The organism is Variovorax paradoxus (genome assembly GCF_030815975.1).
In the GTDB taxonomy this organism is placed as follows: Bacteria; Pseudomonadota; Gammaproteobacteria; order Burkholderiales; family Burkholderiaceae_C; genus Variovorax; species Variovorax paradoxus_N.
In genome coordinates this window covers 1,695,713-1,708,290 of record NZ_JAUSXL010000002.1, presented here as the reverse complement: position 1 = coordinate 1,708,290, position 12,578 = coordinate 1,695,713, and the positions used below count along the sequence as shown (strand labels likewise).

12 protein-coding genes are annotated in these 12,578 nt (G+C 68.1%); all 12 read left to right on the top strand.

The genetic code is table 11. The features are described 5' to 3' along the window. Positions 1–127 precede the first annotated feature (127 nt). The 12 genes from QFZ47_RS11845 to QFZ47_RS11790 all read left to right on the top strand — a co-directional run bounded on the left by QFZ47_RS11845 (position 128) and on the right by QFZ47_RS11790 (position 12,571). A complete protein-coding gene (locus QFZ47_RS11845; protein ID WP_307655809.1) occupies positions 128–1,450 on the top strand; it encodes an MFS transporter in 1,323 nt (440 codons plus the stop codon). Positions 1,451–1,605: 155 nt separating this feature from the next. Then, the gene (ltnD, locus tag QFZ47_RS11840; protein ID WP_307655808.1) at positions 1,606–2,529 is read left to right on the top strand and encodes an L-threonate dehydrogenase; all 924 of its coding nucleotides are present in this window, start codon (positions 1,606–1,608) and stop codon (positions 2,527–2,529) included. Further along, entirely contained in the window at positions 2,526–3,419 is an 894-nt protein-coding gene (locus QFZ47_RS11835; RefSeq protein WP_307655807.1) for an alpha/beta fold hydrolase, read from the top strand. Before ltnD ends, QFZ47_RS11835 begins: the two co-directional genes overlap by 4 nt. Before the next feature lie 24 nt (positions 3,420–3,443). Beyond that, entirely contained in the window at positions 3,444–4,457 is a 1,014-nt protein-coding gene (gene denD / locus QFZ47_RS11830; protein WP_307655806.1) for a D-erythronate dehydrogenase, read from the top strand. A 3-nt stretch (positions 4,458–4,460) separates the two neighbouring features. Beyond that, positions 4,461–5,819: a 3-oxo-tetronate kinase gene (gene otnK, locus QFZ47_RS11825; protein ID WP_307655805.1), complete on the top strand. Its 1,359-nt coding sequence runs from the start codon at positions 4,461–4,463 to the stop codon at positions 5,817–5,819. 337 nt (positions 5,820–6,156) lie between these two features. Then, a complete protein-coding gene (locus QFZ47_RS11820; RefSeq protein WP_307655804.1) occupies positions 6,157–6,822 on the top strand; it encodes a class II aldolase/adducin family protein in 666 nt (221 codons plus the stop codon). Between the two features lie 31 nt (positions 6,823–6,853). Beyond that, on the top strand, positions 6,854–7,672 hold the full coding sequence (otnI, locus tag QFZ47_RS11815) for a 2-oxo-tetronate isomerase (protein ID WP_307655803.1): 819 nt from the start codon (positions 6,854–6,856) through the stop codon (positions 7,670–7,672). A gap of 91 nt (positions 7,673–7,763) precedes the next feature. Further along, complete coding sequence (locus tag QFZ47_RS11810; RefSeq protein WP_307655802.1) at positions 7,764–8,231, top strand: RidA family protein; 468 nt, start codon at positions 7,764–7,766, stop codon at positions 8,229–8,231. Positions 8,232–8,368: 137 nt separating this feature from the next. Next, positions 8,369–8,884, top strand: coding sequence for a DUF1269 domain-containing protein (locus tag QFZ47_RS11805; RefSeq protein WP_307655801.1), 516 nt, complete (start codon positions 8,369–8,371; stop codon positions 8,882–8,884). 47 nt (positions 8,885–8,931) lie between these two features. Beyond that, positions 8,932–10,089, top strand: coding sequence for a cytochrome c oxidase subunit II (locus QFZ47_RS11800; protein ID WP_307655800.1), 1,158 nt, complete (start codon positions 8,932–8,934; stop codon positions 10,087–10,089). Between the two features lie 26 nt (positions 10,090–10,115). Continuing rightward, positions 10,116–11,882, top strand: coding sequence for a cytochrome c oxidase subunit I (gene ctaD, locus QFZ47_RS11795; RefSeq protein ID WP_307658929.1), 1,767 nt, complete (start codon positions 10,116–10,118; stop codon positions 11,880–11,882). Between the two features lie 62 nt (positions 11,883–11,944). After that, positions 11,945–12,571: a cytochrome c oxidase subunit 3 gene (locus QFZ47_RS11790; RefSeq protein WP_307655799.1), complete on the top strand. Its 627-nt coding sequence runs from the start codon at positions 11,945–11,947 to the stop codon at positions 12,569–12,571. The last annotated feature ends 7 nt before the right edge of the window (positions 12,572–12,578 follow it).

Genomic DNA, 12,578 nt, shown 5'->3' with positions numbered 1-12,578 from the left:
TGTCTTCGGGTTTACCCGAGGCAAAGCTCTGAAATCAGATTTGTATGATGACCTGACAAATATGGCGGCGGCCGTGCGTCAACGACGGCAAGGCCTCTTTCTCATCCAAAGCGGGACAAACCTTCTCATGACTTCCTCCACCCTTCCGGTTGGCGCACTGCCTGTGTCCACCGACGCCGCGCTCGAGAAGCGCGCCTACGCCAAGGTGTTCTGGCGCCTCGTGCCCTTCCTGATGCTGTGCTACGTGGTCGCATACCTCGACCGCGTGAACGTGGGCTTTGCCAAGCTGCAGATGGGGCAGGACCTGGGCTTCAGCGAAACGGTGTTCGGCCTGGGCGCGGGCATCTTCTTCCTGGGCTACTTCCTGTTCGAGGTGCCGAGCAATCTGCTGCTCAACCGGGTGGGCGCGCGCATCTGGATCGCGCGGATCATGATCACCTGGGGCCTGCTGTCGGCCTGCTTCGTGTTCGTGGAAACGCCGGCCAGCTTCTACATCCTGCGCTTCCTGCTGGGCGTGGCCGAGGCGGGCTTCTATCCCGGCGTGATCCTCTACCTCACGCACTGGTATCCGGCGCACCGGCGCGCGCGCATCATCGCGGTGTTCATGTCGGCGATTCCGGTGGCGGGCATCTTCGGCAATCCGCTGTCGGGCTGGATCATGGACGCCTTCCACGGCGTGTCGTCGATGCAGGGCTGGCAGTGGATGTTCATCATCGAAGCCGTTCCGGCCGTGCTTGTGGGGGTGATGGTGCTGCTCTACCTGGACAACGGCATCCAGCATGCGCGCTGGCTCTCGTCCGAGGAAAAAAGCCTGCTGCAGCGCGAGGTCGAGCGCGACCAGGCGCACGGCGCCAAGGGCCCGCACTCGGTGGGCGCGATGTTCCGCGACATGCGCGTGTGGTGGATGGCGCTCATCTATTTCTCCTTTGTGATGGGCCAGTACGCGCTGACCTTCTGGCTGCCCACGCTGGTCAAGGCAACGGGCGTGAAGGGCAACCTGCACATCGGCCTTTTGAGCGCCATTCCGTTCATCTGCGCGATCGTCGCGATGAACCTGTTCGGCCGCAGCGCCGACCGCCGGCAGGAGCGCCGCTGGCACCTGATCGTGCCCGCGCTGATGGGCGCGATCGGCTTCACGGTGGCTGCGTCGTACACGCAGAACACGGTCGTCTCGCTGGCGTTCCTGTCGCTCGCGGCGGCCGGCGTGCTGACCTGCGCGCCGCTCTTCTGGTCGCTGCCCACCGCCTTTCTTTCGGGCACGGCGGCGGCGGCCGGCATTGCGGTCATCAATTCGGTGGGTAATCTTGCGGGGTTCGTGAGCCCGTATCTCATCGGCTATCTCAAGGACCTGACGGGCAGCACGCAGATCGGCATGTACGTGCTGGCCGGTGCGCTGGTGCTCGGGGCCATCGGCGTGTGGCTCACGCCCAAGCAACTCGTCAACCGCTGAAACATGAGCTCACCCCCAGTCTTCGCGCACTTCGTGTCGCTTCGCCAACCCCCTCACCGGGGGCAACACCAGCGGCCCGGCAAAGCCGGTTCCGCGGTGTTTCACGAACAGAATGCCGTGTGCAGCTTGCCAAGAACTGAATGGAGTCGGAGTCAATGAATAAAGACAACACACCCGTCGTCGGCGTCGTGGGCCTCGGCGCCATGGGCAGCGGCATGGCGCAGTCGCTGCGCCGCACGGGCTACGAGCCGCATGTGTTCGACGTGCGGCTGGACGTGGCCCACGCCTTTGCGCGCGACGGCGGCGTGGCCTGCGACACGCTGGCCGCGCTTGGCGGGCAGTGCGACATCGTGGTTTCCGTGGTGGTCAACGCGGCGCAGACCGAGTCGGTGCTGTTCGGCGATGGCACCGTGCCCGGCTGCGCGGCGTCGATGAAGCCCGGCAGCCTGTTCGTGATGTGCTCCACCGTGGACCCGAACTGGTCGGTCGCGCTCGAGGCGCGCCTGGCCGCGCAGGGCATCCTGTACCTCGACGCGCCGATTTCGGGCGGCGCCGCCAAGGCCGCGAGCGGCCAGATGACGATGATGACCGCGGGCACGCCCGCGGCCTACGAAAAGGCCGGCGCCGTGCTCGACGCGATGGCCGCCAAGGTCTATCGTCTGGGCGACCGCGCGGGTGCGGGCAGCAAGGTCAAGGTCATCAACCAACTGCTCGCGGGCGTGCACATTGCCGCGGCGGCCGAGGCCATGGCGCTCGGCCTGCGCGAAGGCGTGGACCCGGCCGCGCTGTACGAGGTCATCACGCACAGCGCGGGCAACAGCTGGATGTTCGAGAACCGCATGGCGCACGTGCTGGCGGGCGACTACACGCCGCTGTCGGCCGTCGACATCTTCGTGAAGGACCTGGGCCTGGTGCTGGACGTGGCGCGCGCCAGCAAGTTTCCATTGCCGCTGTCGTCCACCGCGCACCAGATGTTCATGCAGGCCTCCACCGCAGGCTTCGCGCGCGAGGACGACAGCGCGGTCATCAAGATTTTTCCGGGCATCGAATTGCCGCCCGCAAAGGGAAAGGCTTCATGAGCGATTTCAAGACCGTCGACACGCCGCTGCTGCGCATCGGCTACGAGGAGTGGAACCCCGGCGGCGGCGCCACCGCGGTGCTGATGCATGGCTGGCCCGACAGCCCGCGCAGCTGGCACGGCGTGGCGCCCAGCTTGGCCGAGGCCGGCTGGCGTGTGCTCGCACCCGCCCTGCGCGGCTTCGCACCTACGCGCTTCCTGCATGACGACACGCCGCGCAGTGGCCAGCTCTCCGCGCTCGGGCGCGACCTGCTCGACTTCGTCGATGCACTCGGCCTCGACAAGCCCGCGCTGGTCGGCCACGACTGGGGCGCCCGCGCGGCGGCCAACGCCTGCGGGCTGCGGCCCGGCGTGGCGTGTGCGCTGGTGCTGATGTCGGTCGGCTACGGCACCAATGCGCCAGACCAGCCGATGGCGCTCGAGCAGGCGCGCAATTACTGGTACCACTGGTACATGGCCACGCCGCGCGGCGAACGCACCGTGCACGACGACCGCATCGCCTTCACCCGGATGATGTGGGACACCTGGGCGCCCAAGGGCTGGTACCAGAACGCCGAGTTCGAAGCCACCGCCACCGCCTTCGAGGGCGACGACTGGGCGCGGGTGGTGCTGCATTCGTACCGCCATCGCTGGGGCTACGCGCCCGGCGATCCGCGCTATGCGGCGGATGACGCCGCGCTGAGCCCGGCACCGGTGTTGCCGGTGCCCACGCTCGTGCTGCACGGCGCGGCCGACAGCTGCAATCATCCCGATACGTCGGCGAACAAGGAGCGCTTCTTCAGCGGTCCCTACCGCCGCGAACTGCTCGACGGCGTTGGCCACTTCCCGCAGCGCGAGGCGCCCGAAGCCGTGGCGGCCGCGCTGCTGCGCTTCCTGCCCGCCATTTCCTGAATCCAGAAAGAGAAGACAAGCACCATGAACATCCTCATCACCGGCGGCTGCGGCTTTCTCGGCGCGCGGCTCGCCCGCACGCTGCTCGCAGGCGGCCCGCTTGCACTGGCCGGCGGCGCGGCCCGGCCCATCTCGCGCATCACGCTGGCCGACCGCGTGGCACCGCCCGCCGACCTGCAGGCCGATGCCCGCGTGCAGTTTGTGCAGGGCGACCTGTACGAGCAGGCCGCCAACGGCACGCTGCCGCTGGCCGACACTCACGCCGTGTTCCACCTGGCCGCGGCCGTGAGCGGCGAATGCGAGGCCGACTTCGACCTGGGCATGCGCAGCAATCTGGACACCACGCGCGCGCTGCTCGACGCCTGCCGCCGCGCGGGCCACGCACCGGTGTTCGTGTTCTCCAGCTCGGTGGCGGTGTTCGGCGATTCGCCGGAGCAGCGGCTGCCCGCGGTGATCGAGGACACCACGCTGCCGACGCCGCAGAACAGCTACGGCATCCAGAAGTTCATCGGCGAGCAGCTGGTGGCCGACTTCACGCGCAAGGGCTTCGTGCAGGGCCGCAACGTGCGGCTCATGACGGTCTCGGTGCGCCCGGGCCGGCCCAACGGCGCGGCCTCCAGCTTCCTGAGCGGCATGCTGCGCGAGCCGCTGGCCGGCGAGCGCGCGCGCTGCCCCGTCGCGCCCGAGACCGCGGTCGCGCTGGCCTCGCCCGGCAACACCGTCGCGGGCATCATTCGCGCGGCCACGGCCAGCGCGCCCGAATGGGGCGCGCGTACCGCCGTCAACCTGCCGGCGCTGACCACCACCGTGCGCGAGATGGCCGATGCGCTCGAGCGCATCGCCGGCAAGGACGCCACCGGACTGATCGACTGGGAGCCCGACGCGGCCATCGCGAAGATCGTGACCAGCTGGCCCAGCCGCATCCACGCCGCGCGCGCCGAGGCGCTGGGCCTGCAGGCCGACGCGAGCTTCGATGCCATCCTGCGCGACTATGTGCGCGAGAACCCGCAGGCGGTGAAGCTGCCGGTGAAAGGCTGAACCATGGCCAAGCTCCTGCTCGGCTGCATCGCCGACGATTTCACCGGCGCGACGGACCTCGCCAACAACCTCGTGCGCGCCGGCATGCGCGTGGTGCAGGCCATCGGCGTGCCCGAGGCGCGCCGCGCCGGGCCGCCCCAAGCAAGCGCGCGCCCCCTCGGGGGGCAGCGAGGACACGAAGTGCCGAGCGTGGGGGCCGAGTTTGCGCCGTTGGCCGCCGATGTCGATGCGGTGGTCGTCGCGCTCAAGTCGCGCACCATCGCGCCGGCCGAGGCCATCGCGCAGTCGCTCGAAGCGCTGCGCTGGCTGCAGGCGCAGGGTGCGCAACAGATCTACTTCAAGTACTGCTCCACCTTCGACAGCACGCCGCAGGGCAACATCGGCCCGGTGACCGAGGCGCTGATGGAGGCGTTGAAGTGCGACTTCACCATTGCAACGCCCGCCTTCCCCGACAACAAGCGCACCGTGTTCAAGGGCTACCTGTTCGCGGGCGAGGTGCTGCTCAACGAGAGCGGCATGCAGAACCATCCGCTCACGCCCATGACCGACCCGAACCTCGTGCGCGTGCTGCAGGCGCAGTGCACGCGCAAGGTCGGGCTGATCGACCATGCGGTGGTGGCGCGCGGCGCGGCGGCCATCACGGAGCGCATCGGGCAGTTCAAAGGCGAGGGCGTCTCGATCGCCATCGTCGATGCGGTGTCGAACGACGACCTGCTGCGCCTTGGCCCGGCGCTCGCGAAGATGCCGCTGGTCACGGCGGGTTCGGGCGTGGCGATCGGGCTGCCGGCCAACTTCGGCCTTGCGCCGTCGTCCCAGGCCAGTGCGCTGCCGGCGGCCGGCGGATTGCGCGCCGTGGTGTCGGGCAGCTGCTCGCTCGCCACCAACAGGCAGGTGCTCGATTTCATCCAGCGCGGCGGCGCGGCGCTGGCCGTCGATCCGCTGCGCATTGCCGCGGGCGTGGACGTCGCGGCCGAGGCCTTGGCGTGGGCCGCGCCGCTGGTCGAAAAGCAGCCGGTGCTGGTCTATTCCACCGCCGAGGCCGGTGCCGTGAAATCGGTGCAGAGCCGGCTCGGCGTCGAGGAAGCCGGCGCGATGGTCGAGCGCACCATCGCCGCCATTGCGCGTGGCCTGGTCGAGCGGGGTGTGCGCCAGCTGGTGGTGGCGGGCGGAGAAACCTCGGGTGCCTGCGTGCAGGCGCTGGGCATTGCGCAGATGCAGATCGGCCCGCAGATCGATCCTGGCGTGCCGTGGTGCCATGCGCGTTCCGATGCTGCGCCCGGGGCGGGTCTGCACATCGCGCTCAAGTCCGGCAACTTTGGGGGGGACGATTTCTTCACCAAGGCCTTTACAGTGCTTGGATGATGTTCATCTTTGGTGTTCGCGTACATCGTGTCTGTTCAGGGCGCGATCCCGCCGACGGGGTACCTTGCTCCGCGAATGTCCTCCGGCCTGCGGCCTCCCCCTTGATTTCGCTGCGCAAGGCACCCCATCGACGGGATCGTTATGCAGAGCGGTCGTTGATCGGCGGTACACCTGGAGCGTGCCCTGGTGCACAGGGCATCGGGTGCTCCCCGCAGCGAAATAAAGGAGGAGGCCGCAGGCCGGGGGACATTCGCGGAGGGGAGTACCCGGTGGCCTGTGCACGCGCCCTGAACAACAGCACTCCAAATACAGCCACGGCGTTGTGAAGAAAAAAGACATGCAAGAAACCCAAGCACGAGAAGAAATCTGCCGCGTCGGCCGCAGCCTGTTCGAGCGCGGCTACGTGCATGCCACCGCCGGCAACATCAGCGTGCGGCTGGACGATGGCTTCCTCATCACGCCGACCGACGCCTGCCTGGGTTTTCTCGATCCGGCACGGTTGGCCAGGCTCGACGCGCAAGGCAAGCAGACCGGCGGCGACCGCGCCAGCAAGACCATCGCGCTGCACACGCGCATCTATGCGGCCGCGCGCAAGTTCGATGCGGGCACGGCCTGCGTGATCCACACGCACAGCACGCACTGCGTCGCCCTTACGCTGAACTCGCCGGGCGACGAACTGCTGCCCGCGCTCACGCCGTACTTCGTCATGAAGGTCGGCCACGTGCCGCTCATTCCGTACCATCGGCCCGGCGCGCCTGAAGCGGCCGAGCTCGTGGCGCAGGCCATCGAGCGCCACGGCGCGGCCGGCACGCCCATTCGCGCCGTGATGCTCGAACGCCTCGGCCCCAACGTGTGGCACGAAAGCCCGGCCGGCGCCATGGCCGTGCTCGAGGAACTCGAGGAAACCGCAAGACTCCAGCTGCTCGCCGGCCCCGCCAGGCCCGAACCGCTCGGCAGCGAACAGATCGATGAACTGCGCCGCATCTTCGGTGCGCGCTGGTAGCCAGCAGCAGTAGTAGTAGTAAAAACACACCATGCCCCAATTCGCCGCCAACCTCTCGATGCTCTATCCGGAGCTCGACTTCCTTGACCGCTTCGAAGCCGCCGCGAAAGACGGCTTCAAGGCCGTCGAATATCTTTTCCCCTATGCCTTCGCAAAGGAGGAAATCGTCGCGCGGCTCCAGCACAACGGACTGCAGCAGGTGCTCTTCAACGCCCCCCCGGGCGACTGGGACCGTGGCGAGCGTGGCCTGGCCTGCTTGCCCGGCCGCGACGCCGAATTCCGCGAAGGCATTGCCACGGCCATCGACTACGCCGTGGCGCTCGACTGCCCACGCATCCACGTCATGGCGGGCCTGGTGGCCGAAGGCCTGGAGCGCGAGGCCGTGCAGCCGGTGTACCTGGACAACCTGCGCTGGGCCGCCGCCGAGGCGGCCAAGGCCGGGCGCGACGTGCTGATCGAGCCCATCAACACGCGCGACATTCCGCGCTTCTTCCTGAACCGCCAGGACCATGCGCACGAAATCATCGGCATGGTGGGCGCGCCCAACCTCAAGGTGCAGATGGACCTGTACCACTGCCAGATCGTCGAGGGCGACGTGGCCATGAAGATCCGCAAGTACCTGCCCACCGGGCGCGTGGGCCACATCCAGATTGCCGGCGTGCCCGAGCGCCACGAGCCCGACATCGGCGAGCAGAACTATCCCTATCTGTTCGACCTGATCGACGAGGTGTCGGCGCAGTGCGGCTGGCAGGGCTGGGTCGGCTGCGAGTACCGGCCCAGGCGCGGTTCGGAACCCGGCGGCACCTCGGCCGGGCTGGGCTGGCTGCGGGCCTTGCAACAGCGCGCATGAAGCCCGAGTCGCTGCGCGACCAATGGCGCGGCCTGCGCAGGCGCCGGCGCACCGTGATCCGCGGCGGTCCAAAAATTCTGGAGCAGACACGATGAGCATGGGCAAGCCAATGGCCAACTACGCCGCCGCCAAGCGCGTGGGCGATTTCGTCTTCATGAGCGGCGTGGTCGCGGTCGATCCGGCCACGCGCCGCGCCGTGGCCGGCTACGACGCCCTGCCCGAGGAAGGCCGCACGGCCCTGCAGGGCTTGGGCTATGCCACGGGCCAGATGTCGGTCGACATCTTCGAGGCGCCCATCGTGGCGCAGAGCTGGTTCGTGCTCGAGCGCATCCGCCAGATCGCGGCCGAGCACGGTGGCACGATGGAAGACGTGGTGAAGCTGGTGCAGTACTTCCGCCAGCTGCCGCATTACGCGTTCTACAACCGCGTGCGCGGGCTTTTCTATCCGGGCGAGCCGCCGGTCAGCACGGTGGTCGAGGTGTCGCGCTTCCTGCCGGGCGACGAGGTGCTGGTGGAAGTCGAAGCCACCATGTACCTGCCGCAGCACCGCCCTGCCTGACGCCCGCGCCGCGCATCATTTCGGCCGTGAAAATCACCTCGATGGCGGCCTGGATGCCCCTACTTGCTGTCGGCTCTCCTTGGGCATATAAGTCATTCATGGTTCCTTGACTCGTCGCAAGACGGAAAGGGGGCGCTATGAAGAGACGCATCTACTGGCTGATGCCGGACCTGGCGAGCGCCAGGCGGGCGATGGACGATCTGGTGTGGGCGCGCGTCGACGTTGCGCACATTCATTTCGCCGGACCGGAAGGCATGGACATGGCCGGCCTCCACGCGGCCAACGTGTGGCAAACCTCGGACGTCGTCCATGCAGCCAAGACCGGGTGGATGGTCGGCAGTGCCTGCGGCATCGTCGTCGGCTTGATGGCCGCGCTGCTGTTTCCAATCGTAGGCGACGGCCCCGAATGGGAAGTGGCCGTGCTGGTGGCCATCCTGGGTGGCCTGCTCGGCGCCTGGTCGGCCAGCATGATCGGCATTTCCATCCCGAGCCCCAGGCTGCAGCGCTTCGAGGGCGCCATCGCGCAGGGGCAAATCCTGCTGATGGTGGACTTGCCGCGCTCGCGCGTGCGGGACATCGAGGCGCTGCTGCGGTCCGCGCACCCCGAAGCCCGGTTCGAGGGCGAAGAGCCGCGAGTCCCGGCGCTTCTCTGAAGCGCGCATGAGCCCTGAACCCATGATGCCGAGCCCAGGGAGCGCACATGATCATGGCCGTCGCCCTGTTGCTCATCGTGGCCGGCTCGGTGCTGTTTCACTTCTTCAATCCGTGGTGGACGACGCCCCTCGCTTCGAACTGGCGGCTGATGGACGACACGCTGACCATCACGCTGGCGATCACGGGCATCTTCTTCATTGTCATCAACCTGTTCGTCGCCTACATGCTGGTGCGCTTTCGCCATCGCGAAGGCCACCGCGCGGCGCATGAGCCCGAGAACAGGAAGCTCGAGCGCTGGCTGATCGGCGGCACCACCGTCGGCATCATGGCGCTGCTGGCGCCCGGCCTCGTGGTGTACGCGAACTATGTCAGGGAGCCCCGCGACGCGCTCGTGCTGGAGGTGCTGGGCCAGCAATGGCAGTGGCGCTTCCGTTTCCCGGGCGAGGACGGCAAGCTGGGCGCGACCGATGCGCGCTTTGTCAGCGCCACCAATCCGTTCGGAATCGACCCCGCCGACCGGGCCGGGCAGGACGACCTCCTGATCGCCGGCGACGAGGTGCACCTGCCGCTTGGCAAACCGGTGCTGGTGCTGGCGCGTTCGAACGATGTGCTGCACGACTTCTTCGTGCCGCCCTTCCGCGCCCGGATGAACACGGTGCCGGGGCAGGTCAGCCGCTTCTGGTTCACGCCGACCGTCGCGGGCCGCTACGAAGCGCTGTGCGCGCAGCTGTGCGGCGTGGGCCATCCCAACATGCGCGGCTACGTGGTGGTGGAAGACCCGGCGAACTACGAGACCTGGCATGCGGCGCTGCCGACCTTCGCCAAATCGCAGATCAAGGCGCCGCAGGCCCCGGCCGGCGCCGTGGCGGCCGGCGGCGCACGTGCCGAACAGGGCCGCGCGCTGGCGGACGCCAAGGGCTGCGTGGCCTGCCACACGGTCGACGGCAGCCCGCGCGTGGGGCCGACCTGGAAGGGCCTGCACGGCAAGACCGAAACCATGGCGGACGGCTCCACCGCGCTGGTCGACGAAGCCTACCTGCGCAGCTTCATCCGCGATCCGCAGGCCCGCCACGTGAAGGGCTTCCCGCCGGTCATGCCGAAGATCGAACTGACCGATGAAGAACTGGCCGCGCTGGTGGCCTATATCCAGAGTCTGGGCAGCCCGCCGGCGCAGGCTGCCGCCGAACAGAAGGCTGCGCGATGAACACTTCTTCGCCCACGGGGCAGGCCATGCCCCACCCCGACGACGCCGGGCACCCGGCGCCGCAGAGTTTCCTGACCCGCTACGTCTGGAGCCAGGACCACAAGGTGATCGCCGTCCAGTACGCCTGCACCGCCATCGCGGTGGGCGTGGTGGGCGTGGTGCTGTCCAACCTGATGCGGCTGCAGCTGGGCTTTCCCGGCCAGTTCGAGTTCATCAATGCCGAGCGCTACTACCAGTTCGTGACCATGCACGGGATGATCATGGTGATCTACCTGCTCACGGCGCTGTTCCTCGGCGGCTTCGGCAACTACCTGATTCCGCTGATGGTGGGGGCGCGGGACATGGTCTTTCCCTACCTCAACATGCTGAGCTTCTGGGTCTACCTGCTGTCGGTGGTGGTTCTGATGGCGAGCTTCTTCGTCGCGGGCGGCCCCACCGGCGCGGGCTGGACGCTGTATCCACCGCAGTCGATCCTGCCCGGCACGCCGGGCCATGCGGGCGGCATCGTGCTGATGCTGGTGTCGCTGCTCATCTTCATCGTGGCGACCACGATGGGCGGCCTCAACTACGTGACCACCGTGCTGCAGGCGCGCTGCGAAGGCATGACGCTGCTGCGCATGCCGCTCACGGTGTGGGGCATCTTCGTGGCCACCATTCTTGCGCTGCTCGGCTTTCCGGCGCTGTTCGTCAGCGGCGTGATGCTGCTGCTCGACCGCGTGGCGGGCACCAGCTTCTTCATGCCGGCGCTGGTGTCGATGGGCCAGGTGACAGGCTACAAGGGCGGCAGCCCGCTGCTGTTCCAGCACCTGTTCTGGTTCTTCGGCCATCCCGAGGTCTACATCGTGGCGCTGCCGGCCTTCGGCATCGTCTCCGACCTGATCAGCGTGCATGCCCGCAAGTGCATCTTCGGCTACCGCATGATGGTGTGGGCCATCGTGGCCATCGGCGCGCTCAGCGTGGTGGTCTGGGCGCACCACATGTTCGTGAGCGGCATGAACCCGTACTTCGGCTTCTTCTTCGCGACCACCACGCTGATCATCGCGGTGCCCACCGCGATCAAGGTCTACAACTGGATCCTGACGCTGTGGCGCGGCGACATACACCTGACGGTGCCGATGCTGTTCGCGCTGGCCTTCCTGTGCACCTTCCTCATCGGCGGGCTCACGGGCCTGTTCCTCGGCAACGTGAGCGTGGACATTCCGCTGTCGGGCACCTACTTCGTGGTGGCGCACTTCCACATGGTGATGGGCGTGGCGCCGCTCTTGGTGGTGTTCGGCGGCATCTACCACTGGTTTCCCAAGGTGACCGGCCGCATGCTCGACGACCGGCTCGGCCGGCTGCATTTCTGGATCACCTTCCTCGGCACCTATGCGGTCTTTTTCCCGATGCACTACCTGGGCGTGCTGGGCATGCCGCGGCGCTACTACAACTTCGATGGCTACAAGTTCATTCCGCCGTCGGCGTTCAGCCTGAATGAAGTCATCACCGTGATCGCGGTGATCGTCGCCCTGGCCCAGTTGCTGTTCATCGCCAACCTGGCCTGGAGCGCCTGGCGCGGCCGGCCGGCCGACGCCAATCCATGGCGTGCCGCCTCGCTCGAATGGCAGACGCCCGCCACGCCGCCGGGCCACGGCAACTGGGGCCCGCGGCTGCCGGTGGCCTACAGGTGGGCCTATGCCTACGGGGAGCCGGGTGCGGCGGAGGATTTCATCGCGCAGAACGCGCCGCCGGAAGCCGGGGCCGGCGAGCCCGAGCCGGAGGGCCAGAGCGAGGTCCGGGGAGCGCCGGCATGAGCGCAGCGCCGGGCCGCTCCCAAGCAAGCTCGCACCGCAGTGCGCAGCACGGAGGTTTCTTGATGAATTCAGTAGCCGCCTTGAGTGGGCGCGGTGCCGACCGCGGCGGCCTGCCTCGCGATCCGCACGCGAGCGCGGCCAGCATCGGCCTGTGGGTCTTCATGGGCGTGGTGACCGCGCTGTTCTCGCTCTTCATCGTGGCCTACGTGATGCGCATGAGCGGCGACGATTCGATGACGATCGCGCTGCCGTGGCAGCTCTGGCTCAGCTCGGCGCTGCTGGTGGCAGGCAGCGCGGCGCTGCAATGGGCCGGCGGCGCAGCGCGCCGCCGCGCCCCGCTGCGGGCCCGCCGCCTGCTGCTCGCCGGCGGCCTTCTCGCGGTGGGCTTCCTGGGCGCGCAGCTGTGGGCCTGGCAGGCGCTGCTGAGCGCGCAGGTGATGCCGGCCGGCAATCCGGCGGGCAGCTTCTTCTATCTGTTGACCGCCATGCACGGGCTCCACCTGGCGGGTGGGCTGGTCGGGTGGGCCTGGACGGCGAACGCCGCATGGCCCGATCCGGCCAGGGCCGCATGGCGCATCGCGCTGTGCGCGCGCTACTGGCACTTCATGCTGGCGGTGTGGCTGGTGCTGTTCGCGCTGCTGGGCTGGGTGACGCCGGAGGTGGCGCGCTTCATCTGCGGCACAAATTGAGGAGGTC